The sequence below is a fragment of the Alkalibacterium putridalgicola genome (assembly GCF_040959045.1).
GTDB lineage: Bacteria > Bacillota > Bacilli > Lactobacillales > Carnobacteriaceae_A > Alkalibacterium > Alkalibacterium putridalgicola.
This window is the reverse complement of the sequence record NZ_CP162615.1, coordinates 1,533,228-1,557,912: the sequence shown is the minus strand read 5'-3', so window position 1 is coordinate 1,557,912 and position 24,685 is coordinate 1,533,228. Positions and strand designations below refer to the sequence as shown.

25 protein-coding genes and 2 tRNA genes are annotated in these 24,685 nt (G+C 37.3%); 18 read left to right on the top strand and 9 right to left on the bottom strand.

Annotated features, from left to right (window positions below; genetic code table 11):
* Positions 1–107: 107 nt before the first annotated feature.
* From rpsA to AB4027_RS07320, 6 genes are all read left to right on the top strand, one after another.
* The gene (gene rpsA, locus AB4027_RS07345) at positions 108–1,400 is read left to right on the top strand and encodes a 30S ribosomal protein S1 (RefSeq protein WP_368646414.1); all 1,293 of its coding nucleotides are present in this window, start codon (positions 108–110) and stop codon (positions 1,398–1,400) included.
* A gap of 85 nt (positions 1,401–1,485) precedes the next feature.
* Entirely contained in the window at positions 1,486–2,826 is a 1,341-nt protein-coding gene (der, locus tag AB4027_RS07340; protein WP_091485831.1) for a ribosome biogenesis GTPase Der, read from the top strand.
* 238 nt (positions 2,827–3,064) lie between these two features.
* Positions 3,065–3,343 carry an HU family DNA-binding protein gene (locus AB4027_RS07335; RefSeq protein ID WP_091485828.1) on the top strand — a complete coding sequence of 93 codons (279 nt, stop codon included), beginning with the start codon at positions 3,065–3,067 and terminating at the stop codon, positions 3,341–3,343.
* A 271-nt stretch (positions 3,344–3,614) separates the two neighbouring features.
* A complete protein-coding gene (glnA, locus tag AB4027_RS07330; RefSeq protein ID WP_368644867.1) occupies positions 3,615–4,955 on the top strand; it encodes a type I glutamate--ammonia ligase in 1,341 nt (446 codons plus the stop codon).
* Between the two features lie 194 nt (positions 4,956–5,149).
* Entirely contained in the window at positions 5,150–6,499 is a 1,350-nt protein-coding gene (gene glnA / locus AB4027_RS07325; RefSeq protein WP_218142316.1) for a type I glutamate--ammonia ligase, read from the top strand.
* 110 nt (positions 6,500–6,609) lie between these two features.
* Positions 6,610–7,212: a cob(I)yrinic acid a,c-diamide adenosyltransferase gene (locus AB4027_RS07320; RefSeq protein WP_368644866.1), complete on the top strand. Its 603-nt coding sequence runs from the start codon at positions 6,610–6,612 to the stop codon at positions 7,210–7,212.
* A gap of 158 nt (positions 7,213–7,370) precedes the next feature.
* On the opposite strand, the gene AB4027_RS07315 is transcribed toward AB4027_RS07320, so the two are convergent.
* Positions 7,371–7,444 (bottom strand) — tRNA-Arg (locus tag AB4027_RS07315).
* Between the two features lie 182 nt (positions 7,445–7,626).
* Between AB4027_RS07315 and AB4027_RS07310 the strand changes: the two genes are divergently transcribed.
* The 3 genes from AB4027_RS07310 to AB4027_RS07300 all read left to right on the top strand — a co-directional run bounded on the left by AB4027_RS07310 (position 7,627) and on the right by AB4027_RS07300 (position 9,253).
* Positions 7,627–8,442: a ZIP family metal transporter gene (locus AB4027_RS07310; RefSeq protein ID WP_368644865.1), complete on the top strand. Its 816-nt coding sequence runs from the start codon at positions 7,627–7,629 to the stop codon at positions 8,440–8,442.
* A 91-nt stretch (positions 8,443–8,533) separates the two neighbouring features.
* Positions 8,534–9,061, top strand: coding sequence for a hypothetical protein (locus AB4027_RS07305; RefSeq protein ID WP_368644864.1), 528 nt, complete (start codon positions 8,534–8,536; stop codon positions 9,059–9,061).
* Positions 9,062–9,162: 101 nt separating this feature from the next.
* Positions 9,163–9,253 (top strand) — tRNA-Ser (locus AB4027_RS07300).
* Positions 9,254–9,323: 70 nt separating this feature from the next.
* Here AB4027_RS07300 and AB4027_RS07295 read toward each other — a convergent pair.
* The 5 genes from AB4027_RS07295 to AB4027_RS07275 form a co-directional block, all read right to left on the bottom strand.
* Positions 9,324–10,424 carry a site-specific integrase gene (locus AB4027_RS07295; RefSeq protein ID WP_368644863.1) on the bottom strand — a complete coding sequence of 367 codons (1,101 nt, stop codon included), beginning with the start codon at positions 10,422–10,424 and terminating at the stop codon, positions 9,324–9,326.
* 111 nt (positions 10,425–10,535) lie between these two features.
* Positions 10,536–10,796, bottom strand: coding sequence for a hypothetical protein (locus AB4027_RS07290; RefSeq protein WP_368644862.1), 261 nt, complete (start codon positions 10,794–10,796; stop codon positions 10,536–10,538).
* 22 nt (positions 10,797–10,818) lie between these two features.
* Positions 10,819–13,395, bottom strand: a complete 2,577-nt coding sequence (locus AB4027_RS07285) for a DEAD/DEAH box helicase family protein (protein WP_368644861.1) — start codon at positions 13,393–13,395, stop codon at positions 10,819–10,821.
* A gap of 1 nt (position 13,396) precedes the next feature.
* Positions 13,397–15,388, bottom strand: a complete 1,992-nt coding sequence (locus AB4027_RS07280; protein ID WP_368644860.1) for a DNA methyltransferase — start codon at positions 15,386–15,388, stop codon at positions 13,397–13,399.
* Positions 15,389–15,635: 247 nt separating this feature from the next.
* Positions 15,636–16,823, bottom strand: coding sequence for an IS256 family transposase (locus AB4027_RS07275; protein WP_368644859.1), 1,188 nt, complete (start codon positions 16,821–16,823; stop codon positions 15,636–15,638).
* Positions 16,824–17,197: 374 nt separating this feature from the next.
* On the opposite strand from AB4027_RS07275, the gene AB4027_RS07270 reads away from it, so the two are divergent.
* From AB4027_RS07270 to AB4027_RS07240, 7 genes are all read left to right on the top strand, one after another.
* Entirely contained in the window at positions 17,198–17,359 is a 162-nt protein-coding gene (locus AB4027_RS07270; protein ID WP_368644858.1) for a hypothetical protein, read from the top strand.
* Positions 17,360–17,383: 24 nt separating this feature from the next.
* Positions 17,384–17,512: a hypothetical protein gene (locus AB4027_RS07265; protein ID WP_368644857.1), complete on the top strand. Its 129-nt coding sequence runs from the start codon at positions 17,384–17,386 to the stop codon at positions 17,510–17,512.
* A gap of 86 nt (positions 17,513–17,598) precedes the next feature.
* Positions 17,599–18,507 carry a coiled-coil domain-containing protein gene (locus AB4027_RS07260; RefSeq protein WP_368644856.1) on the top strand — a complete coding sequence of 303 codons (909 nt, stop codon included), beginning with the start codon at positions 17,599–17,601 and terminating at the stop codon, positions 18,505–18,507.
* 75 nt (positions 18,508–18,582) lie between these two features.
* Positions 18,583–19,023 carry a phage holin family protein gene (locus AB4027_RS07255; protein WP_368644855.1) on the top strand — a complete coding sequence of 147 codons (441 nt, stop codon included), beginning with the start codon at positions 18,583–18,585 and terminating at the stop codon, positions 19,021–19,023.
* Complete coding sequence (locus AB4027_RS07250; RefSeq protein ID WP_368644854.1) at positions 19,023–20,258, top strand: N-acetylmuramoyl-L-alanine amidase; 1,236 nt, start codon at positions 19,023–19,025, stop codon at positions 20,256–20,258. Before AB4027_RS07255 ends, AB4027_RS07250 begins: the two co-directional genes overlap by 1 nt.
* Positions 20,259–20,369: 111 nt before the next feature.
* Positions 20,370–21,161, top strand: coding sequence for a HipA family kinase (locus tag AB4027_RS07245; protein ID WP_368644853.1), 792 nt, complete (start codon positions 20,370–20,372; stop codon positions 21,159–21,161).
* Positions 21,162–21,163: 2 nt separating this feature from the next.
* Positions 21,164–21,988 (top strand): DUF3037 domain-containing protein, encoded by an 825-nt coding sequence (locus tag AB4027_RS07240; RefSeq protein WP_368644852.1) that lies wholly within the window; start codon positions 21,164–21,166, stop codon positions 21,986–21,988.
* A gap of 60 nt (positions 21,989–22,048) precedes the next feature.
* Here AB4027_RS07240 and AB4027_RS07235 read toward each other — a convergent pair whose 3' ends face one another.
* From AB4027_RS07235 to AB4027_RS07225, 3 genes are all read right to left on the bottom strand, one after another.
* The gene (locus AB4027_RS07235) at positions 22,049–22,675 is read right to left on the bottom strand and encodes a hypothetical protein (RefSeq protein WP_368644851.1); all 627 of its coding nucleotides are present in this window, start codon (positions 22,673–22,675) and stop codon (positions 22,049–22,051) included.
* A gap of 158 nt (positions 22,676–22,833) precedes the next feature.
* Complete coding sequence (locus tag AB4027_RS07230; RefSeq protein WP_368644850.1) at positions 22,834–23,031, bottom strand: hypothetical protein; 198 nt, start codon at positions 23,029–23,031, stop codon at positions 22,834–22,836.
* Positions 23,032–23,061: 30 nt separating this feature from the next.
* Positions 23,062–23,268, bottom strand: coding sequence for a hypothetical protein (locus AB4027_RS07225; RefSeq protein ID WP_368644849.1), 207 nt, complete (start codon positions 23,266–23,268; stop codon positions 23,062–23,064).
* Between the two features lie 287 nt (positions 23,269–23,555).
* On the opposite strand from AB4027_RS07225, the gene AB4027_RS07220 reads away from it, so the two are divergent.
* Together AB4027_RS07220 and AB4027_RS07215 are read left to right on the top strand one after the other, a co-directional pair.
* Positions 23,556–24,104, top strand: a complete 549-nt coding sequence (locus AB4027_RS07220) for a CDP-alcohol phosphatidyltransferase family protein (protein ID WP_091485811.1) — start codon at positions 23,556–23,558, stop codon at positions 24,102–24,104.
* 126 nt (positions 24,105–24,230) lie between these two features.
* A complete protein-coding gene (locus tag AB4027_RS07215) occupies positions 24,231–24,671 on the top strand; it encodes a MarR family winged helix-turn-helix transcriptional regulator (protein WP_368644848.1) in 441 nt (146 codons plus the stop codon).
* The last annotated feature ends 14 nt before the right edge of the window (positions 24,672–24,685 follow it).

Sequence of the window (24,685 nt, the reverse complement as noted above, 5' to 3'; positions counted from 1 at the left end):
ATAGAAACGAAGTAGAGAACACAGAGGTGACTGAAGAAGAAGCAGTCGAAACTGCAAACGAGCAGGTACAGGTCAATACACCTGGCGACACTTCTCCTGAAGATGTCATGGCTGAGAATGAAGAAGCAGATGTACAGCCTGCAGTGGAAACAGATAATGCAGCATCTGAATCAATGTCAGATGTCATGAATGCCGTCGACGATATCACTCCTGGTGATCTTGTCAAAGGTGAAGTATTGACTATTGATAAAGATAAACAGGTCATTGTCGGTTTAGAAGGTGGACAGGAAGGCGTTATTCCACCAAGAGAACTGGCAACCGAACGTTTCGACCATCCGTCTGATGTTGTGTCCATTGGTGACACTATCGATGTGGTCGTTTTAAGAGACGTCAAGGATAAAGAGCAAGGCAGCTTTATTTTATCTAAAAAACGCGTCGACCAGCGTAAAGTATGGGAAGAACTTCAGCAGAAATACGATAACGACGAAGTGATCGAAGCAACTGTTTCACGTGTCGTTAAAGGTGGTCTGACTGTTGATTTAGGCGTAAGAGGTTTCGTTCCCGCTTCACAGATCGACACCCACTTTGTCAATGACTTGAATCAGTTTGAAGGCAACACCTATGACTTTAAAATCATTGAAATCGACCCTAAAGAACGTCAGCTGATCCTTTCCCGTAAAGTCCTTCTTGAAAAAGAACAGGCTGCAGAGAGAGAAAAAGCGCTTGAGAATCTTGAAGAAGGATCAGTTGTTGAAGGTGAAGTCGTTCGTCTGACTAACTTTGGTGCTTTCGTAAATGTCGGTGGCGTAGACGGACTGGTTCACATTTCTGAAATCGCTCATGAGCGTATCGATTCTCCTAAAGATAAACTATCTAAAGGGGACAAAGTCGACGTGAAAGTCCTTAAAGTAGACAAAGAGCAGGAACGTGTTTCTCTATCTATTAAAGAAACTCTAGCTGGACCTTGGGATAATCTTGAAGAAGAACTGCCGGCCGGTACAGTAACTAAAGGCACGGTCAAACGTGTGACTGACTTTGGTGCGTTTGTTGAAGTCAAACCGGGTGTTGAAGGACTTGTTCATATTTCTGAAATGGCACACAAACATGTGGAAACACCGCATGAAGTGGTAGCTAAAGATGAAGAAATCGAAGTCAAAGTCTTGAGTGTCAATCCTGAAGAAGAACGTATTTCTCTAAGCATCAAAGCATTAGAAGAAAATACGAATGAATCAGCGGACACTGAAAAACCAAAAGAAAAGTCAAACAAACAGTCTAAAAACAAACCTGAAATCAAACAGCCGTCACTGCGTGATGATGAAGACGACGAAGGTGCATTCACATTAGGCGATCAGATCGGTGATCAGCTTTCTGGCTTCATGACTGATGAAGACGAAGAGTAATAAATAAAAGGGTATATTTTACCGCACCCAACTGTATCTAGGTATAATGCCTATTTCAGTTGGGTGTGCTGTTTTTACTGAGTAAATTAGAAATGAGAAAGAAGGTGTTTTAGTAGTGAAACCAACTGTAGCAATTGTAGGTAGACCGAACGTAGGGAAATCAACGATTTTTAACCGTGTTGTAGGTGAACGAATATCCATCGTCGAAGATACATCCGGCGTGACGAGAGACAGGATTTATGCCGATGCTGAATGGCTCGGTCGCGAATTTGCTTTAATAGACACGGGTGGCATCACTTTGGAAGATGAGCCGCTGAATGTTCAAATCAGACAGCAGGCACAGATCGCCATAGAAGAAGCCGACGTCATCATCATGATGACAAGTGTGAAAGAAGGCGTCACATATGAAGATCAGCAGGTTGCTCCGATTTTATTCAAATCAGGAAAACCTGTTATTCTGGCAGTCAATAAAGCCGACAACCCTGAGTTGAGAAATGATGTGTACGAGTTTTATTCTTTAGGCCTGGGAGATCCCTATCCTATATCAGGCTCTCATGGTTTGGGTCTTGGAGATGTTCTGGATGAAGTCATCAAGCACTTCCCGGCTGACAATGAAAGTGACTATGATGAATCAACGATCAAATTCAGTGTCATCGGACGTCCGAATGTAGGAAAATCCAGTCTGGTCAATGCCATTATCGGCGAGGAACGCGTGATCGTTTCCAACATCGCCGGTACGACACGTGAAGCTGTCGATACACGTTTTCAGACCAATGAAGGACGAGACTTTGTCGTCATAGACACGGCCGGGATGCGTAAAAAAGGAAAGATCTATGAAACGACTGAAAAGTACAGCGTTTTAAGAGCGCTTAGAGCCATTGAGCGTTCCGATGTCGTCTTATGTGTCATTAATGCTGAGGAAGGTATCAGAGAACAGGATAAGCGAGTCTTTGGCTATGCACATGAAGCAGGCAAAGGAATCATTCTTGTTGTGAATAAATGGGATACCGTTGAAAAAGAAACAAATACCATGAAAGAGTTCGAACTGGATGTCAGAGATGAGTTCCAGTATCTAAGTTACGCACCTATCGTGTTTGTTTCCGCATTAACGAAGAAACGTCTGCATTTATTGCCTGAACGTATCGAAGAGGTCTTTATGAACCGCAACCTGCGCATACAGTCATCTATCCTTAACGACGTAGTCATGGATGCTGTAGCGACCAATCCGACACCAACGGACAAAGGCCGACGTCTTAAAATTTATTATACGACGCAGGTGTCTGTTTCACCTCCGACGTTCATTATTTTCGTCAACGATCCGGATCTGCTCCACTTTTCATATGCACGTTTCCTGGAGAACAGATTCAGAGATACGTTTAATTTTGAAGGAACACCTATTCGGATCATTCCCCGCAGACGAAAATAGAAAGAATAGAAAATCCTTAAAAGTCAACTATATTTTCTTCTCTAAATTAGCTATAATTTCAAGAGAATAGTATAAAAGCATTGCAGTATCAAGGATTCTATGGTATCTTTTTAATTGAAATGTCATAACAGACTATTTCACCCAAGTGCATTTTTATAAAAGAGAGTGCAGTAAGATCGCACGTTAATTCCTTAAATTGGCATGCATCGATCTTCTTTTGAGGAGGTGAAAGATAACGATGGCAAATAAAGCAGAATTAATCGAAAAAGTAGCAACTTCAGCTGACCTTACTAAAAAGGACGCAACAGCTGCAGTAGAAGCAGTTTTCGAATCAATCAAAGATACATTAGCTGACGGCGAAAAAGTACAAATCATTGGTTTTGGTAACTTTGAAGTACGCGACCGCGCAGCACGTAAAGGACGTAATCCTCAAACTGGGGAAGAAATCCAAATTCCTGCAACTAAAGTTCCAGCATTCAAAGCTGGTAAAGCTTTAAAAGACGCAGTTAAATCATAAAAGTTTAATACTTTTTAATTGTCGAGATCAGCCGATCTCGACTTTTTTTTGTACACACTCATCATCGCAGAGTAAAGGTCTTGAATGACATGTTAACTGAGAATCAGGAAATGATGGCCGAGACGGAGGAGAGCGAGAGGTGTAGTTGGTGTTTATCGCTGAAATCTAAGGGATTTTTGAAAAAAAGAGAAATTAATTGACAAATAAATAAGATGTACGTACTCTTAATAATGAAGAAGATCAAACAATCTGAAAGGATGATGAATGGACAATGTCCTCCAATCGAAAAGAGGAAATTAAGAACGAGGCAAAAGAGAGAAACGTCAGGTTTTTGAGGTTGATGTTTACGGATATAGATGGGGTCATCAAGAATGTGGAGGTCCCTATCAGTCAGCTTGATAAAGTTATGGACAACGAAATGGCTTTTGACGGTTCTTCTATAGATGGTTTTGTGGAAATCGATCAAAGTGATATGAAATTGCACCCGGATCTGGATACATGGCTGATTTTTCCTTGGGAACTTGATTCAAGTGACGGCCGTATCGCACGTTTTATCTGCGATGTTTATATGCCTACTGGAGAACCGTTTGAAGGGGATCCGCGAAGCAACCTTAAACGTGTCTTGAATGAAATGGAACATATGGGATTCACTGAATTCAATTTAGGACCTGAACCCGAGTTCTTCCTGTTTAAACTAGACGAAAACGGGAATCCAAGCAAGAATCTGAATGACCACGGAGGGTATTTCGATCTGGCTCCCACTGATTTGGCTGAAAACTGCCGAAGGGACATCGTTTTGGAACTGGAAGCACTGGGCTTTGAAATCGAGGCCAGTCATCACGAAGCCGCACCCGGACAGCACGAAATCGACTGGAAATATGCGGATGCCGTAGAAGCCTGTGATAATATCCAGACGTTCAAGCTGATCGTCAAAACGGTTGCCAGAAAACACGGACTCCATGCCACGTTCATGCCTAAACCGATTGAAGAAATCAGCGGCTCGGGCATGCATTTCAATATGTCTTTATTCAAAGACGGAAAGAATGCCTTTTTCGATGAAAGCAATGAAGATGGGCTGAGCAGGACTGCCTATCAGTTTATTGCGGGACTATTGGATCATGCACAGGCCTATACAGCTGTATGCAATCCGATCATCAACTCCTATAAACGTCTCACGCCTGGATTTGAGGCGCCTGTGTACGTTGCCTGGTCTGGAACGAACAGAACCCCTCTGATCCGTGTACCGGCGTCCAGAGGACAATCTACGCGTGTTGAGCTGAGAAGTGTCGATCCGACAGCCAATCCTTATCTCGCTCTGGCTGTTCTCTTAAAAGCAGGGATGAAAGGTATAGCTGAAGCTAAGAGTGCACCCAGCCCAGTAAATAAGAACATCTATAACATGAGTCAGTTTGAACGGGATGAAAACCAGATCCAGTCACTGCCAAAAACCCTTGCTGAAGCTCTTGAAGCATTGAAAAAGGACGAGACAATTAAAGATGCCATTGGTCAGCACATCTTTGAACGGTTTGTGGCTGCCAAAGAAGCAGACTGGAGAAAATATTCCACCGCTGTATCTCAATATGAAATGGACCGTTATTTTAAACTTTACTAAAAAATTCAAAATGAGAAAATGCCCTCTGAAAGAAGTTTTCTATGCTTCTTTCAGAGGTTTTTTTATGATCAGGTGATCGATAAAAAATCAGACATTTTTTCTTGCACTCTAAAAGTAAAAGTGGTATCATTCAAAAGTACTTATTAACAAAGGCATTATAAGCGATAAAAATACATTGGTATACACGAGGAGAGATTGAGATGAATGAAATAACTAGAGAAAAGATCGTCGATGACGTCAAGAAAGAGAATGTCCGTTTTTTAAGGCTGATGTTTACAGATATACTGGGGATCATTAAGAATGTAGAAGTACCTGTGAGTCAGCTCGAGAAAGTATTGGATGGAAAAATGATGTTTGATGGTTCTTCGATCGAAGGCTTTGTCCGAATCCATGAATCAGATATGTATTTAAAACCGGATCTGGATACCTGGCTCGTTTTTCCATGGGAAATCGAAACGTCAAGAAGTGGTCGGGTGGCACGCCTGATCTGTGATATTGCCAATCCAGACGGCTCGCCTTTCTCTGGTGACCCGCGTACCAATCTGAAAAGAATGATGAACGAAGCAAAAGAAATGGGCTTTACTTCATTCAATCTTGGGCCGGAACCTGAATTTTTCTTGTTTAAACTGAATGAAGAGCATGAGATCACAGAAAACTTGAATGACAAAGGCGGGTATTTTGATTTGGCCCCGACCGACTTAGCTGAAAACTGTCGTCGTGATATCGTGCTGGAACTGGAAGATTTAGGTTTTGAGATCGAAGCGAGTCATCATGAAGTTGCGCCTGGTCAGCACGAGATCGACTGGAAGTATGCAGATGCAGTAGAGGCCTGTGATAATATCCAGACGTTCAAGCTGATCGTCAAGACAGTCGCCCGTAAATATGGGCTGCACGCTACTTTCATGGCGAAGCCCTTATTCGGTATCAATGGTTCAGGAATGCACTGTAATATGTCTCTGTTTAAAGAGGAAAAGAACGCGTTTTATGATGAATCGGATGAAAGAGAGCTGAGCCAAACGGCCTATCAGTTTTTGGCGGGCCTGCTGCACCATGCGCCAGCTTACACAGCGATAACTAATCCAACTGTCAACTCATACAAGCGACTTGTTCCCGGTTATGAAGCACCTGTATATATCGCCTGGTCTGGTAGTAACCGAACACCAATGATCAGGATCCCTGCTTCAAGAGGCTTGTCTACACGACTGGAAGTACGTTCTGTCGATCCGACAGCTAATCCTTATCTGGCATTGGCAGTGATGCTGAAAGCAGGCCTTGACGGCGTGAAAAACGAGTGGATGCCGCCAGAAGAAACGTGTGACAATATTTATGAAATGAATGAGCATGAGCTGGAAGAACATGGCATCAAGTCTCTACCTACGAGTCTGCATAGTGCCTTGAAAGTGCTGAAAAGCGATGAAACAATACAGTCAGCTTTAGGCAATCATATATACAAAAACTTTTATCAGTCTAAAATGGTGGAATGGGATGCTTATAAAGCTTCTATCAGTCAATGGGAGAAAGACAACTACCTGCATTTATATTAAAAAGTTGAAAAAACATGATCCTTCTCTGAGGGGTCATGTTTTTTGTTTGCTAAGACTAGGGTAAAAGCATTACAATAAAAGGTATTATGATGAATGTATGGGGTGCTAGAATGAAAATATATACTGGTAGAGGAGATCATGGCAATACGAATCTGATCGGCGGCCAGACGGTCAGGAAAACGGATGTAAGGGTGGATGCCTATGGGAGTATTGATGAATTGAATGCCCAAGTGGGATTGCTTGCCAGTCTGGTCGATGAGGAAAAGACTGTATCGAGGAATATTATCAAAGAATCACTGAGTCGGATCCAGCACAACTTATTTGATATCGGCAGCATTCTGGCTGATAAGGGGAATAAACTGGGGATGCAGTTTAACCTTTCTGAGATCCAAACGATCGAACAGGAAATCGATGAACTGACAGAAAAAGTAAGTGAAATCAACTATTTCATCTTGCCGGGAGGAGCAAAACAGGCGTCGCAGGCTCATATAGCGAGAACAGTGACACGCCGGGTCGAACGAACAGTCATGAAGTTGAATGAAAAAGAACCTGTGGCGGAACCTCCCTTGATTTACCTTAACCGCTTGTCTGATTACTTTTTTGTATTAGCCAGATACTTGAATAAACTGGCTGAAAAAGAAGAAGTGTATTATACAAAAACAGGAAAAGTTTTTCATAATGACGAACGTCCTAAAAGGAAAGACGAGAAGTAAGTGAAAACAGGTTCGGGCAAATAGCTCAAACCTGTTTTTAATCAGATAGAATGGGTAGAACCAAGATAGCAGTGCTGTTTTCCCATTAAATACATATAGAATAGAAAAAAGAGGAGGAGACGAAAGTCTCCTCCTCTTTTTTCTATTTTGATCATTGACGTTCTGGGAGGGATTCGAACCCCCGACCGTTCGCTTAGAAGGCGAATGCTCTATCCAGCTGAGCTACCAGAACAATTTTACCAACAGAATTTATTATATAGTGATTTTATGAAAAAGTCAATAACTATTTTTAGATCATAAAACGACCGGGACGGGCAAAGAATGGTTCTGTTCGAACAACAATCTAATATCGTTTCAATCACACCGGTTTTTCGCTATAATATATAGGAACTGATAATCAAAGGAGAATGAAAAATGGATTGGTTTATTACTTTGCATCCTGTACTGCAGGCCCTGCTGGCCACATTATTTACCTGGGGCGTTACAGCACTTGGTGCATCTTTAGTCTTTTTAGTGAAAGAAATGAACAAAAATCTTTTAACGGCAATGCTTGGTTTTGCCGCCGGCGTAATGATTGCAGCCAGTTTCTGGTCTTTGCTCGCTCCGGCCATTGAGCTGGCAGAAGCGACAGGTGTTCCTGGATGGATCCCTGCTGTCGTGGGCTTTTTATCCGGCGGACTGTTTCTGTTCATCACGGATAAGCTATTGCCCCATCTGCATCCGAGTTTAAATGATAGCAATGGGAAAGAAGAAGGGATAAAAACAGACTTGAGACGCAGTGTCCTTCTCGTTTTAGCTATCACACTGCACAACATCCCAGAAGGACTTGCCGTAGGGGTGGCTTTTGGCGCTGCTGCTGCCGGCTTTCCAGCCTCTACGGTAGCGAGTGCTATTGCCCTTGCAGTGGGGATCGGACTGCAAAACTTCCCGGAAGGTGCTTCGGTATCCCTTCCTTTACGAAAAGAGGGGTTCAGCCGGTTTAAAGCCTTCGCTTATGGGCAAGCTTCAGGGATCGTCGAACCATTTGCCGGTGTCATTGGGGCGGCCTTAGTCTTATCCATGCGCCCGCTCCTGCCTTACGCCTTATCTTTTGCTGCCGGGGCCATGATTTATGTTGTGGTTGAAGAGCTGATTCCTGAAGCAAAAGTTGAACGGCATAACGATATCGGGACGATAGGAGCTATGATCGGCTTCACAGTCATGATGTTTTTAGACGTCGCTTTAGGTTAGTGATCATCTGCTCCAGTTGTTATAGTTGGTGACAGCTCATCAACTCTGTTAAAATTATAGTGAAGAACAGCAATTCATAGGAGGAATCAGAATGAAATTTTTAAAGGCTCAGCAGCAATTAGGCCATATAGTGTCGGATATCGAAAGATTCATTCAAGAGGGACATTACTCAAAAGATGAGCTGGTACTTATTTGTACAGAGGAAGAAAGAGCGAACTGTGAAGCGATGGTCGATATCGATGTGGAAACCGTCAGCAGAGAAAAATTGGATAAAGAGAGTAATTATCCGCTGGAAAAGTACCATCTTGAAGAGAAGGACATGGCTGTACACGAAGATACGATCGGCAGAGGCGGATTCATCCTTCTAGCCAAAGATGCTTCAACCTCTTCACACAGGAACGACAAGGACGCTAGGCTGGACAGCGACCAGTCAGGCGGGGCAGACGACTCTCATACAAAAGAGATAAAGAAGACCTCAGACGAATCAGATATGTCTTCGGCGGAAGATCTCACACCTCCGGGCTTCGGCGTTGATTTCAACGTGCCACAGTCTGATGCAGAGACCCATGAAGATGTTTTTAACCCGGAAGATCCCGATCCTGATCACTATAGAGAATGATTAGACAGGAGACTGCATACCGAACCCATTCAGTGTGCAGTCCCTTTTCTTTTTTTCATTGAAATAAGTCGGGAAATTAGATATACTAGAGCTTGTAAGTGCGAGAGTTACCCAAGTCCGGCTGAAGGGGACGGACTCGAAATCCGTTAGGCGGCTTTGTGCTGTGCGAGGGTTCGAATCCCTCACTCTCGGTATATAACCTTATAATCCTTGTGATTATAAGGTTTTTCCATTTTTGACTACCTTTTTGACTACCCCCTGTCTAAAAATCGATATAATTTGCAAATTTTTCAGCAAATGTGTCACGGGCTTCTTTGGTGACGTGAGTGTACACTTCCATCGTCACGCTTGCTTTTGAATGTCCTAGACGTTTTTGGACTTCTTTGATACTAGCACCAGCTTCAAAGAGGAGAGAAGCGTGAGTGTGTCTAAATCCATGAATAGGGATAGGTTCAAGATCTGTGTTCTTTATGATGCTTCTGAACCAGCGACGAGGTTTAGAAGGAGTGAGAAAGGCACCTTTGGTATTGTTAAATATGCGACTATGATTATTATATTTTTTCCAATCCAACAAAATATCTAAGGTTTTATCATCAATGGAGATGGTCCGCTTGGATGCTTTCGTTTTTGGGGTTTCGATATATAGTCCTTTTTCGCTTTCTGAGAGAGTTTTAGATACTTCTAGGGTTCTAGCCTCAAAGTCAATATCATTCCAGTCTAAAGCTAGTGCTTCACCTCTACGTAGACCAGTAAAAGCTAAGAGCCTGAAGTAAACGAGTGCTTGAGGGTGATTCCAATCTTCAAGAGCCTCCATGAATATTTTGAGTTCATGCCGATCATAGAATTTTTTCTTAGGAGCTTTTTTTACTTTCGGACGAATGACACCTTGCATAGGATTTTTCTCAATCATTCCGTTGATCAAAGCATAATCAAATATTTTATTTACATAGTTTAACCATTTCGATACATTTGAATACTTTTTCCATTCGTTTGCTTGCTGCTGAATCATATGCGTTGTTATTTTATCTATTTTGTAATTTCCAAAACTCGGTAAGATGTGATTTTCAAAGATACGCATGACAGAGAAGAAGGTGGAGGCTTTGACTGTATTCTTGTACCCGGGGGCCCAGCGCTCAAATACTTCTTTATAAGTCATTCCTCTGATATAACTATCCTGGAAATAAGTTCCTTCAGCAACTTGTTTTTCAATACGAAACAGTGCAATTTTTGCTTCACGTTTAGTATTAAATCCTCTACGAGTTGTCCGCTTCTTTTTTCCTGTTCTTGGATCGATTCCTAGATATGCTTGAAACTGATAAGCCGTTTCACCGTTTTTCTTTTTATATTTCTGTATTTCAGCCATTTTCATTCACCTCACATATGTTATAATAGGTACACAAAAGAGACCTACACTGTAGGCTTCTTTTTCTTGAACACACCTAGTACTTCTTGGCGGGAGGGTAGGTGTGTTTTTTTAATTTGCTTTTTTATAGATAACAGCAATTCTCGTATGCAGAGCTAAACCTTCTTCAGGTTTTCCAATGTTGACAATTTCAAGGTTATGATTGTTAGCATATGCTGCAATTTGGGGGTATAACTGAGTAGTTGCATATTTTTCTCCAACTATTTGAAATTCAGCAGCAACATATTTACCTTTGATACTGTTAATATATTCTCTTTCTGCTTCTAGCTTTATTTCTATTTTTTCTTCTTTATTTCCTCCAAATAAACCCATTAAATCACTTCTTTCTATAAATTTATTTTACAGTATAATTCTCAAAGTCTTCTCTGAACTCATTTTTGTATTGTGAAGTATCAGAGTAAAATTTTAATCCTAATAAACGGACATCATCATTTTCCGATAACACCTCAATATCATTCCGTTCTAATAGAGAAGTCAGGAAGTCTTCTTTCCATTTATCAGTCAATCTTAAATGATCACCTTTAGGTTCGAGGAAGACTTGGTAGGTGTAGTTTTCGTCTCGTAAGTAGAGCAGGAAGTCGGGCATAAATCCTCGTACACCGTCTATTTCCACTATTTTTATCTTACGTTCGTTTCTGATTAAATAGACATCATCGTATTTCTTCTTCAATTCCTCAATATAATCATTGATAAAATCGATAAAAGAATCTTCAAGGTTATTCACTATAGCTTTATCATATATAAACCAATCAAAGTGTCTCATAGATCGAGGCTGTTTGACTTCTGTCATGTCTGACACATTTGCATTCACTTTATTCATCTCTACATAATAATTATTGATAAGCTCAGAGAATGCTACTCCTTCAAAGACAGGCGTACCACGTTCTTTAGAATAGTTCAGACGTATTTTTTTCTCGAGATACTCAAAGAACTGATCAACCATTTTAAGTCTTTCTTTTGGGGTTAGATCTTCAAGGTTCATTGAGATGGGTGCAGATATATTTAACGTTGCTTTACCTAAAAAATCAGGACTATTTAAAAAGTCTTTCATGCTGGATAAAGAAGGTACATAGTTCTTGAAGTTCTCAAACCTAAAGAACGTATTACGTTGGATTGCTTTTTGTTTATATATGGAATCTATTTTCCAGGACAGAAGATGTGTATCGAAATTGACTTTAGATTTTACATTTCTACCGAATTGTTGCTCAATAGCGGGTTGAAAACTAATATCGTACGAATCATAAGCATTATATTTCTCCAACGTATCAAAGTCATCAGGAGTCGTTTCAACAAGTTTATTGATATAAATCTTCCCATCCTTAAAGATTGGATGCTTTCTAAAGCTAGGCTTTATTTTAGCTTCTAGTCGTTCGTAACTATCTTCTTTGACTTGGATGTTAGCAGCTTCAAGTGACTTATTGAGATTATTGATATAAGAGTTCTTATTAATTGTATGGTAGTGCAGTGATTCTATAGCTTTCATATCTGATCCGATAGCATCAAAACGTCTTTTATACGATTGTTCACCTTGATGTTCAAAAGGAAAGTAACGGGCGCCACGGCCAATAAGTTGAGCTTCACTATCGGTAGTCGTTTTTGTAGTGGATGCACCTTCACTCACTCGAACGATATCAAAAAGGTTCAAGACATCCCAGCCTTCATTTAGCTTAGCTACAGCAAATATTGTTCTAATTGGATTATTAGGCTCCTCAAGACTATTAAGCATGAGGGCATTGTCTTCAGAAAGAAATTCTTTACTATTTGCATTGATAGTCGTTGCATCAGTAAAGTCCCATTTGAGATCTTGGAGAACGTGATTCATATCTTTTGTCTTATAGTAATGGAACATTTTCCCCCAGATACCTTGGTTATGCTGGTAGAGTGCATATCCATGTTCGATTGTGTCTGTTAGTTTATCCAGTGTTAATGATTGAATCATATTAAGCAATATTTCGTTAGCTTTTACAGATGTAGCAATTTTATTTGATTTAAATAAAATAACAGGTTTTATCGATACATTGTTATCATGAGCTATATATTTACGGTATTGGCTGAGTAAGATAGCATGAAACATTTTATTATCGTCATCTTCATCAGCTCGAAGGAGCATTACGTTTTTAGAATAGCCATCATTCATAAAATGTTTTAAGTCATATTGGTATACGATTTTGTCACGGTATTTATCAAAGAGGGTGTCTTTAGTTAAATCGATAGTAGCAGTAAATTCCAGGAGTCTATTTTCCGGATTCAGTGCTAACAACTTACTTACAGTGTTTTCCCAGGTTTTTTCTTCAGCTTCTTTTGTATTAAGTTTCCGTTTGTCACGTTTTGTTAAAGCGTTGATATGATGAGCCTCATCAGCAAGCAAAATAACTTTATCCTCTTCTAACGAATCAAAAGTTAATGAATTTTCTCTAGGTTCAGTTAAATCCACGTGTAGTTTCTGAATAGTCGTTAGCTTAAGATATATCGTGTTTTTGTCTGGCAGTGAAGGAAAGACCTCAACAATTTGAATATTAATCTTTTCTCCATCAATAGTGATGCCATCTTTTGTAAAAAGATATTTAGATGAGGACAGGTTCGTTAAATTATCAAATGTTTTTCTGATAATAGCATCTGTATTAACAAAGAAGATAAAGTTTTGATGATTATGCTGCTTGAACAAGTAAAGCATAGTTCCAGCAAGCACCAAAGTCTTGCCTGATCCAGTAGCCATATGGAATAAAAGGTGATTAAAACTCATATTCGAATTTTCTAATTCCTGAGTATAAATTAGATGGCTAAGCGCCTCTTCTTGATATGGTCTTAAATCATGACTCAAGTTATCCGTTATATAGTTAGGAATTTCCTTAGGTGGTTCAAAAATGTTGAATGAATCAGCTATTTTTTTGTGTAGTAGTTCTTCAGCCAATTTATTCGCCTCCTTGACCATAGAATGAATGATTAAATTGTTTAACTTCGTCTGATATATCATATTGAGTATCATCAATTTCTGAATAATTTAGATACAGTTGATTCATATCTAAGACATCGATTAATACTTTTTTCTTTTCGTCTATGGATAGGGTAGAGAAGTGCTTATCTTCTACGGTTACTTTATTCAGCTCAACTTTGAAGTTTAAGTAGGCAGATGACTTCATTTCCTCCAATATGGATTCTAACACTTCCTCAGAGGTAATCTTAGTCAATTTATCGATATAATGTTGATTTAGACTATCTAATTCAGCATAAATAAAACTTCCACCGCCTCGCCAATTAACTTGGTTAGTTATACCGCTGCTTTCACCATTGATTGTATTTATTAGTCTCTTAGTGGTTAATTCTTTAATATAACTCAATTGTTCAATTGCTATAAACTGTCTCTTCTTTTTTATTGAGACCGCAGCTGTAGTGCCACTCCCGACAAAAAAGTCCAATACAATGTCATTTTCGGTGGTACATAAATCAATTATTCGAGAAATTAATTTTTCTGGTTTTTTTCCTTTTCTGAGTACTACGCCACCTTCATTATGAATATCATTTGGTAAAACATCATCCCATATATCAGTAGCGGGTTGAGCAAAAGTGTTTTCTCCATCAATATTTACCATTCTATCCTTAATAAATAGTATTAGTTTTCCATTTACGATGTAGTAAGGTTTTCTTCCCTCTCTTTCCATATAGAAAATCTTTTGGGGGTGCTCAAGTGATTCTTTTTTTAATTCAATCGCTTTTTTACTTATGCTATTTTCGTCTAGAGTTGCTAATTGAGCAATCCGATCAGAATTTTTATATACAAAATTACTTAACAACTCTTCATAATCCTCTTCGAGTTCTTTTTTTAATCTTGATTTACTAATTCCCATTTCTCTTGAAAATTCTTCTAAGACTGTAGTGAATTCCCATTTTTCAATTCCCCCGTCATAGTTTTTAATGAACTGATTGTATCTTTTATCCCAACCGTTCTTATTTTCCATAAATACTCTATTAGGACTCCAGTAATCCTCATCTTTGGAATAAATTACTACATACTCTGCAATGTTTACTACACCAGGGTTAATAACCTTGGCTCCAGTAACTGATCCTCGTTTAATAGTTATTATATTTTTCCGATTGTTTCTTCCGAATAACTCATCCAGCATGACTAACAAATAACCTAATTCGTTATTATCAATTGAAATTGCTATAGTACCATCTTTTTGTAACAATTCTCGCGCTATTTCCAAGCGAGTATTTATAAATGCTAACCAAGTTGAATGGTTAAATCGGTCATTGTATCTGAAACTATCATTACCAGTGTTATATGGTGGATCAATATAAATCAATTTTACTTTGCCAGCATAACGTTCTTTCAGAGTATGTAAAGCTAAGAGATTATTACCTTTAATGATTAAGTTATCCTCGTCATTGAATTCGGTAATCTCGTGTTCTCCATCTTCATCATACTTCTTAATATTAGTTAGTACTTTAGGAGATAAGAGGGTATCAATTTCTTCTTTTGCAATAACATTATGATAATAGACTTCTTTTTTACCTTCATCCTCATTGGACATGCCGCCTTCTAACACACAATCTTTAAAAGGGAAGTCTAGGACCACATCTGTATTGTAATTCAAATATTTACCATCGCTGGTCAATCCAATTTCATTCCGGTATTTTGTATAACTATTTTCCCAATAATTTTTATATCTTAGCATTTCGATGAATTCTTCAACTTTAAAAATAGTCATGTCTGCAACTGAAAGGGCATAGGCTTCTTTAATTTTATCGTTAGATAATAAAGCAGTAATGACTTTTTCATCGTAGTGTCTAAGATCTTCAATAACTTTATTTTTCAGTAGTGTTTCTTCGTCCCAATATTCAGGGAAATCCGAAAGCACAGATTTTATGTTATTCAATAGTGTTGTCTCTATTGTTGAGTTCACTGAACATTCTCCTTATTACAAATTAGAGTTCTACATCTACTCTTAAAGCTTTCCCTACAATCTTGGCAAGATTATCTTCCGTCACTATGTAAGGGCATAAACCTAGTTAGTAGTACCTTTTTCATTCTAACTTTACCATTGTATATGTTTTATCTCAATATAATATACAAGGATAACCCAATGGAATTAAAGCGGGAGTGTCAATAATTATGTGTAAATGAAGTACTCCTTCTATAAAATCGATTTATTAATTTGTTAATCTTTCAAACATTTTTTCTAGCTCTGCTTCAGCTTGTTGGAAGCCGCGGTGAATCCGTGTCAAAAACTTCTGATTGTACGTATCAAAACGGGAAACCAAAAAGCGATCCATAGATTCTTCATTCTGAAATTGCTCTTTACGTCGACTATACTTTTTAATTTGTTTATTAAAGGATTCAATCAAATTAGTGGAATACAAGCTCCTACGGATTGATAAAGGGAAATCGTAAAATGTAAGTAAGTTATCATTTTCTAGAATAGACTTGGCCAGTTTAGAGTAGCTACTGCGCCATTTTTCTGAGAAAGCAAGGCGAGCTTCAAGGGCCGTCTCTCGTGAATCTGCTTGATAAATCGTCTTAAAGTCTTCGCATATTTCCTTGCGATCAGCGACGCGTACTTTACTAGAAATGTTGCGAGAAACATGGACACAACAGTGTTGGTAAGCTGCTTGAGGAAAAACGTGATGAATCGTATCTTTAATACCCTTGAGACCGTCGGTCACGAAAAGAAGAACATCATTGACACCACGGTCGGATAAATCTTCCAATATCTCTTTCCATGTGACGGTCGATTCATTAGGGGCAATAGCGTATCCTAGGACTTCTTTGGCACCATCTGGTCGAATTCCCACCGCAATGTGTATGGCTTCTTTCTCAACGGTTTTCCGCTTCAAAGGAATATAGGTAGCGTCCAGATAAATGACTGCATAATGACTGTTTAGTTTACGCTTTTTGAACGCTGATACTTCTTCAGTAAAGACTTTAGTCATATTGGACATCGTTTGTGGTGTATAGTGATGACCGTACATTTTCTCAATCAAATCAGCAATTTCAGACATGGTAATACCTTTTTGAAAAAGATGAATGACGGTTTCTTCTAACGTACCATTGATTCGCTTATATGCAGGAAGAGTCTGTTGTTTAAATTCACCGTTGCGGTCGCGCGGAATCTGTAGATGAAGTTCGCCGTATTCTGTCTTGACCGTACGGTCATAGGACCCATTGCGTGAGTTCCCTGAATGGAAACCAATCCGATCATACTTTTCGTAATCCAAAAAGGCAGTCAGCTCTGTTCTCAGGAGCGTATTTACGGCTAATTCCAAGTGCGAACGGAATAATTCGTTCAAATCACCTTTTGTAGCTAGAGTCTGTAAGATATCTGTAGTAAGATTGTTCATAGGGAAGTCCTCTTTTCTGTGAATTTAGTGTGGTAACTCTATTCTACAGAAGGGACTTCCTTTTTTCTATTTACACAAAATATTTTACACTCTCATTAAAGCAATTCTACATCCTATACTTATATTAAACGAATAAACAAATACTAACCGTTGATATAATTATCAGAGTACTGAGATGAAAAACGAGTAAAATAATTATGTATAAATCTCATACAATAATGAATGGTCTGAGTTATCTACTTAACCATTATTATTAAAATGCATGTATCTGGTACGTCCAAGATAAACTCAAAGGTTTTGTAAACATTAATTTTGCCATACGATTTTCTTAGATGGAGTCATAATAGTACAAAATTAACCTAATGATAGGAGGAATGAATTTCAAAGCATTGCTAATGGCACAGATGAAATGGAAGATTAAAGAAGAGATGGAAGCTGAAAAAACTAGAAGAAAAAAGAAAACAAGAGAAACGCCCACTCTTGATGAACGCATTGAGATGCTGGAGCAGGCTATTTTAATTTTAAGTATGGAATAGATGTGAAAGGAAGTGAGAAGTGATATGTACGGATGTATTCTCAATATGTGGATCATGGGACGTATAGAAGAAACATACGTTATTGAACAGGCAAAACGTGGCCGCATTACTGAAGAAGAGCGAGATATGATTTTGGCTACGCCTAAAATATAACGAGCTATTAATTATCATACGAATTTAGTATTATTAAGTAAACGTATAAGTAGGTGTGTTGATTGAATCCATTAAGATTAAACAAAATGGAAAAAGATATTGTAGAAATTCAAAATGAAACTAGTGAATTGACAAATGAGTTAAATGAAATAAACGATGATCTTGAAAAAGTGATCTCTAATATTGAAGATATAAGCAATGATATTGAAAAGACCAAAAAGAATATACGATTGAAAGATAAAGATGTATTAACAGAACTGAATAAAGAAATAATGTTTTTACTAAGAAAAGATTTAGAATTAGAAAATGACAAATTGGAAAATCAATATGATATTTTAGAAGAACTTGAAAAATCTAAGGAAAAGCTTGAAAGTGCAGATAATAGCCTCCGAGAGCGGATAACACAACATAAATCATCTCTAAACATATTTAAAGAAGAAGTAAAGGTTGCTATTGCGATAAGGAATATTGGATGGTTTTTTTATTCTACAGCATTCGTAATTATTTTAGGAACAATACTTGCTACTTTAATACAAAATAACTTTGACTTAGTACAAAGATTTATTCACGATATTCAAGGAGGTGCGAAGCTTCTTTATTTCTTTTGTATAATATTGATAGTAGAGGGTGGTGCTATTGCTCGAAAATCTACAAGATATAAAGATGTAAAGGCTTTTTATGAGAAGGATAAGAATGTAAAAATCAAAAATGTTCTAACGCGACTGAGTTTTAATGATTTATATTTTGGATTATCATTTATTCTACTGTTATTTTTTCCAGACATTTTTATAAGCAGCTTTAGTAGTAGTTGGGGATTTTTAGCTCTTTCTATATTGAGTAGTCTATTAATTGCAGTGTTAATCCTTCATATAATTGATTTTGTTAAATTAATAATAGATACTTTCAATGATGCAATAGAGGATCCGAAAGATAGAATACTAGCTTTAATTGCAGCCGCTGGGACTGTCATTTCAGTAATTGCATTATTTAAATAAATTATACATTAGAGTAGTCCAATCGGGCTACTCTATTTATATAAATAAATATAAGAAGGAAAGGGTACAATTTGGTTGATTTTAGAATTAAACGATATAACTCATCAGATTCACTCAATATATACGAACGGATTCATGCAAACACTTATCTCGTGTGTGTTTTTTGATATCTTCACAGAGATGTTAAAGTCTTTTAAGCAGAAGGAAACAAGTTCGAGCGTCAGTTTGTTTGGCATTGCAAAACATTCTTTAGTTGTATTACTCATATTCGTTTTAAATGTGTATCTACCATTATTCGGATTCCAGGTATATGCACAAGGTTTTACTTTATGGATGGTAGTAACATATTTAATCAGTATTGCAGAAAACTGGGGAGCCTTGGGCTTACCATTACCAGATGCAGTTGAGAAGACGTTGATTAAATTGAAAGAACACACTGAAGATAAGATCCATATTGATGCAGATGTAATGAAGGTAGAAGAAAAAGAGAAAGTCATTACTAAGGAGGAAGAATAATGATACACGGATTATTTCCAGATCTACCAAAATTTAAAGACTTCAGGCTCCAAGTTGATCGACATTCAACCAAACGTTTCCCGGTATTAGATATGAATGGGAAGACAGAAATAGCTATCCATCACTCATTAACTAGACAGGGCTTATCAGGATCCAATGCAGAAGGTTTTGCTAGATATCATGTTAACGCTAATGGATGGCCATCTATTGGTTACTCATATGTCATTGAACCTGATGGAACAATTAAATTTTGTAACCCTGTTAATTGGAGAACCTACCACGTCGGAAACTCAAATAACTTTTCTATTGGAATTTGTTTGACTGGTGACTTCAGATATGAGGATCCAACAGATGAGCAGAAGAAGTCCCTAGTATTACTAGTAGAGCGTTTAAAGAAAGAATATCCTCAAATCAATCGTGTTCGTTCACATAATGAGTACCCGGATTATGCCTGGAAGAAATGTTGTGAGTTTGACTATAAGAAAGTATTATCTGAAGGTAATAAAGAAGCTTCTAAAGAAGAACTAGGCAGCACATATAAAGTCCAAGAAGGTGATACTTTTTGGAGCATAGCAAAAGGACGAGAATTTGATGTAATTGATTTAGAACACGCTAATCCAAAAGTTGATCCGCAAAAACTACAAATCGGACAAATGATAAATATTCCTGCTTCTGAGAAAGAAAAAGCAACGGCAGAAGAGAAGGAATCCAATGAGTATCATGGAAATTCCATAGTTAAGTATCTTGAATCACTAGGGCTAGATAGTTCTTACAATCATCGAGCTAGATTAGCAGTTAAAAATGGTGTAGTTAGTTCAACTTCTTCATATAAAGGAACAGCACAACAAAACATTAAGCTATTAAACATTCTGAGAGATGCCAATACTAAAGCTGAGCAAAAATATGAGGAATTAGTAATAGACGGATCATGGGGCGTAGCTACAACTAGACGATTGCAGCAAGTTCTTGGTATTGTTGTTGATGGTGTTATTAGTGGTCAAGTAATCAATGGAGTAACTCGAAACATTCATAGTGTTGAGTTTGGAAGAGGTGGATCATTATTAATTAGAGAAATGCAGAAAGTCTTGGGAGTGAAGGTTGATGGTTATATTGGAATTAATACGACTAAGGCCTTACAGCGACGAATGGGAACAACAGTTACTGGTAGGATTTCTCGCATGAATTCAGCAGTTGTCAGAGCAATGCAGCGTAGATTAAATAAAAATATATTTTAGATATTAAAAAGCCCTTACCTTAATTAGTGGGGGTTTTTAAATATTATGTGGAAATTAGTAATAGTAATTTGGTATACTACTCCCTAGAACCCTTAAGTAGGGAGAGATAGTATGGAAAAAGTTAGTTATTTTCAAAGAGCAATTGAAAACGGTATTACACGTCCTTCTTTAGTACAAGCAACGGATAGTAAAGAATATGTTTTAAAAGCTCGGAACGAAGAGGGAACTAGTGGAAAAACGTTACTTAATGAATTAATAGGATACAGATTGGGTAAGTTGTTAGATATTCCAATACCTAATCTCAAGCTATTGAGATTAGAAAAAGAGTTCATTGAAAACAATGATTATTATAGAGATATTGGGGCTAAACCAGGTATTTGTATAGGTAGTGAATATCTAAAAGGTAATGCTAAGGTAAACCCAGTTATACTTGATAAAGCGTCGAATATAAATGAAATACCAGGAATAATATTATTTGATCAAGTTATAATGAATAATGATAGAGCAGAGAATGATGGGAATCTATTTTTCGAAAGAAAAACAAAAAGAATTATAGCAATTGATCACTCTCATGTATTTACCTCTGATATATGGGATATAGGTCAAATTAATAGATTAAACAGCACTATTCCAAGTATAGTTAAAAATATAGATGGACCGGTGTATAAATATTGCTCTCCATTTATAAATGGGAATTCTCCTTTCCACTATTGCAAAACGAAATACGATAGTATAACATTAGAAAGATTAGACGAGGTGTTTTCTAACATCCCTTCAGAATGGAATATTTTAGAAGAAGAAATAATAGGGTTAAAAGAGTTTGTATGGGGACAAATACAGCAAATTGATGAGATATTAGAGGAAATAAAACCACACTTTAGTTATTGGAAAGGAAGTGTTTGATAATGAGTAAAATAAAGTTGAATTATGCGATTTGTCAGTATACTCCTGATCCTCTAAGAGCAGAGACTATTAATGTGGGTATGGTATTTCATTACTGGGATAATAAAGATGCATTCTCTGAATTTAGAAGAATAAGGAATAGAAGTAGACTTGCTTCTTTTGATGATGAGTATGATAAAGAGTATATAGATATGATGTTTGATTCCTTCAGTTATGATTTTGATTATAACTTAATTCATAGATTTGAGAACGTAATGGTTGATGAATTTAAAGGAATTAAAGATGACAACTTTTTATATTCTAAAACAAAATATTATGTTAACGAATTTAGTTTTACAAACATTAGAAGTATCTATACTACCTCGAAAGACGTTAATGAGGATATTAATGATTTACAGTCAACCTACTTATATTATGACAAAGCTAAAAACGAAAGAATATCAACTGATAAAGTTAGAAAATTAGTTAGTAAGCACATTATTAAGTATGGGTTGAGCAAAAAGTTAAAAGAACCAAAAGTTTCGGATATGTTTAATAATAAAATATTTGATTTTGAATATGACGACACGTACATTAAAGCATTCTCTTTGGATTATAAACGGCAGAGTGATCTTCATAAAAATATAAAAATTTTACTACATGACCTTCATCAAAACCAAGAAATTTTAAGTAATAAAAACTTAAAAATGATTATCGATAAGAGCTATAGTGATGATAATAAGTATATCGAAATTATAAACAATTCTATTGACAATAAATCTTTTCATTTAGAGATTGAACCTCTAAATGAATATCTTGAGGAGATAACGTCAAAAGGATTAAGTTAAATGTTTAAAGCCCTCACCTTAATCGGCAGGGGCTTTTTTTAATGACAAACGGTGGTATAATTAACTTTTAAATACATTATTAGCATCAGTAACTAATCTTTCCAAAAAGTTATAATAATAGTAAAGTTTATCTTTTGTACTATAGTCTCGATCATCTAAATTTTCTCCAGGGATATTTGGAAGGTCTTTTAATTCAATACTATGGTTAATTTTTACAGAATTTGGTAATTCTACATAATATTTATTCGTAGAAGAATCATCAACTTTTATTTCCCATCCTGAACCACCATATTGGTCTCCAATAAAAAAATTTGTAGCATTAGGTGGCGGATTATCTAATATTGGTTTCAAATCGCTAGTGTCTAAATGTTCTATATGCATAGATATAGAAGAATTAATAACACCTTCTTTTGAGATCTCTGATCTCATGGTATAAAAAGCTTTCATTAAAGGGTCGGACTTCATATCTGTCTGCCACGGATCATACCATTTGTTAAATTCTTCTTTACCAACAGTAGACCGCAAATTTTGCAATACATTGGTGACTGATCTAGAAAAAACAATAAAGTTTCTTAATCCGCTATCCCTTCTTTCGGGGCTTGAACCTAAAAAATCATTTAATCCAAACTTGGCAGTATTTAAAGTTCTTTCTGCATTCATTAATATAGAATTAGTTGTTTTTGCCATGTTTTTTCTCCTTTCACAAAAGAACGAACCAACATTTTTTATCAGTCTATTCGGCTTTTTTTATTTATTCAGATGGGCCGCTTAGTATAATGAAATTATAACATAAGGTAATAATTAGTTAAGAAAGAATGTAAAAAAAAAGACATCAGCATTCTTTTTTATTGCGCTTTTAACTTCTCATACTTCTTCAGAAACCGCGTATCATGCTGCAAATATCCACCATATAACTCCTTAGTATCTAGATCCACCATCAGAATCCAATCCGTGGTTTCGTCAACCTTCTTCAATGAAGGCCAGATCAAATCAAACCTAAATCCATCAATTTCCAGTATGTCTGCCATGAATTCCGAACCCATGTTGATCACCTCATGATTATTAAACTATCATCAGCCAAATATCTCATCATTTTTTCTATAAGCAAGCATTAGAGCAGTGGCTGCAATAATCGCATCATCCTCTGTAGGTCTAACTACCATGATTATTCGTTTATATATTTGAACAATGATAGTCCTGTAGTTAATATGTATAGAGACGGTCCCTCTATGTATAACATTATCCACTTGTTTATAGTATAATTCTGTCCATCCGTTCATGTAACACCTCCATAAAGATTATTATACGCTCACTTTAAATCTGTGGCTATATTCTATTAGAATTTTTTACTAGTTATGATATACTAAGAAAAGAAAAAGAAGCCAGAGGAATCATCAAAAGAAATGACTACCCTTTTGACTACCCTTTGACTTCCTTCATTAAGTCTTGTAGCACTATAAATATAATAAAGTTAGTGGTATTATAGGGAATACAGACCGTATTATTCTTGTAACTTGTCTGTAAGTGAATCCCTCACTCTCGGTATATAATTGAAAGGAATGATGATATGGCTAAGAGAGACTGGTTTACAATACCGAATCTTCTATCTTACTTTAGGCTTATCCTCATTCCTTTTTTCGTGTATTATTATGTCATTGCAGATACACAGGCGGATTATATGCTGGCGACAGGGATCCTGCTTATTTCAGGCATTACAGATGCGGCAGACGGATTCATTGCCAGAAAATTCAACCAGGGGACGAAAATCGGACAGCTGCTCGATCCAATTGCAGATAAACTGACACAGATCGCCGTCGTTGCGGTATTGATGATGAAGTGGCGGGCATTTATTTTTCTGTTCAGCTTATTCCTGATCAAAGAAACCTATATGACGGTCCAGAATATCCGCTTATACCGGAAAGACAAAAGGCTCGACGGGGCTGAATGGTATGGAAAAATAGCCACGATCGTTTTCTATCTGACGATGTTCATCGCCGTCTTTTTCCCGAATCTATCGGATGTGACCGTGACTTCATTAGTTGTACTGGCCAGTGCCTATCAGCTGCTTGCGTTTTTCTATTACGCCAGACTCTTCAAACAAATGCACAAAGGATGAAAGAATGAGACAGTTATTTTTATCACCTCTCATTTATGGTAAAATATGATTTGCTGATCTTCTGACTAAGTAAAGTCAGCGGCAGAAACAGTTAAAAATTCGTCAACATACAAAGGTGATTAAAAGATGACTATAAATCAGAATGAACTGAAAGCACTAACGATACTATTAAAAGCGTCTTCGAGCGTTGAAAAGGTAGTCAAGAAAGACATGTCTTCATACGGACTCAACGCCACAGAATTTACGGTACTTGAACTCCTGTACAGCAAAGGGAGACAGCCGATACAGAGAATCGGTCAGCAGGTTTTGCTTGCGTCGAGCAGCATCACTTATGTGGTCGATCGTCTGGAAGAAAAGAAATTCGTCAACCGCGTAGCTGATGAAAGCGATAGACGGGTCACCTTCTGTGAACTCTCTGATGAAGGGGAAACGTTGATGCAGGAGATCTTCCCGCGACATGCAGAGAAGATTGCTGAGATATTCGAATCCTGTACCGAAGAAGAAGTGCTGGCTTTACAGTCGACACTGAAAAAAATCGGATACAAAGCGGCTGATTTACTGAAGTAAACATCAGTCGTTTT

Coding starts and splice junctions, on each gene's coding strand:
- AB4027_RS07235 (WP_368644851.1), bottom strand. CDS start 22,675: ATGGCAAAAACAACTAATTCTATATTAATGAATGCAGAAAGAACTTTA.
- AB4027_RS07260 (WP_368644856.1), top strand. CDS start 17,599: ATGGAAAAAGATATTGTAGAAATTCAAAATGAAACTAGTGAATTGACA.
- AB4027_RS07215 (WP_368644848.1), top strand. CDS start 24,231: ATGACTATAAATCAGAATGAACTGAAAGCACTAACGATACTATTAAAA.
- AB4027_RS07270 (WP_368644858.1), top strand. CDS start 17,198: ATGAATTTCAAAGCATTGCTAATGGCACAGATGAAATGGAAGATTAAA.
- AB4027_RS07250 (WP_368644854.1), top strand. CDS start 19,023: ATGATACACGGATTATTTCCAGATCTACCAAAATTTAAAGACTTCAGG.
- AB4027_RS07230 (WP_368644850.1), bottom strand. CDS start 23,031: ATGGGTTCGGAATTCATGGCAGACATACTGGAAATTGATGGATTTAGG.
- AB4027_RS07220 (WP_091485811.1), top strand. CDS start 23,556: ATGGCTAAGAGAGACTGGTTTACAATACCGAATCTTCTATCTTACTTT.
- glnA (WP_368644867.1), top strand. CDS start 3,615: ATGTCCTCCAATCGAAAAGAGGAAATTAAGAACGAGGCAAAAGAGAGA.
- AB4027_RS07245 (WP_368644853.1), top strand. CDS start 20,370: ATGGAAAAAGTTAGTTATTTTCAAAGAGCAATTGAAAACGGTATTACA.
- AB4027_RS07305 (WP_368644864.1), top strand. CDS start 8,534: ATGAAATTTTTAAAGGCTCAGCAGCAATTAGGCCATATAGTGTCGGAT.
- AB4027_RS07290 (WP_368644862.1), bottom strand. CDS start 10,796: ATGGGTTTATTTGGAGGAAATAAAGAAGAAAAAATAGAAATAAAGCTA.
- AB4027_RS07240 (WP_368644852.1), top strand. CDS start 21,164: ATGAGTAAAATAAAGTTGAATTATGCGATTTGTCAGTATACTCCTGAT.
- AB4027_RS07310 (WP_368644865.1), top strand. CDS start 7,627: ATGGATTGGTTTATTACTTTGCATCCTGTACTGCAGGCCCTGCTGGCC.
- AB4027_RS07335 (WP_091485828.1), top strand. CDS start 3,065: ATGGCAAATAAAGCAGAATTAATCGAAAAAGTAGCAACTTCAGCTGAC.
- rpsA (WP_368646414.1), top strand. CDS start 108: ATGGCTGAGAATGAAGAAGCAGATGTACAGCCTGCAGTGGAAACAGAT.
- AB4027_RS07295 (WP_368644863.1), bottom strand. CDS start 10,424: ATGGCTGAAATACAGAAATATAAAAAGAAAAACGGTGAAACGGCTTAT.
- AB4027_RS07225 (WP_368644849.1), bottom strand. CDS start 23,268: ATGAACGGATGGACAGAATTATACTATAAACAAGTGGATAATGTTATA.
- AB4027_RS07320 (WP_368644866.1), top strand. CDS start 6,610: ATGAAAATATATACTGGTAGAGGAGATCATGGCAATACGAATCTGATC.
- AB4027_RS07265 (WP_368644857.1), top strand. CDS start 17,384: ATGTACGGATGTATTCTCAATATGTGGATCATGGGACGTATAGAAGAA.
- AB4027_RS07275 (WP_368644859.1), bottom strand. CDS start 16,823: ATGAACAATCTTACTACAGATATCTTACAGACTCTAGCTACAAAAGGT.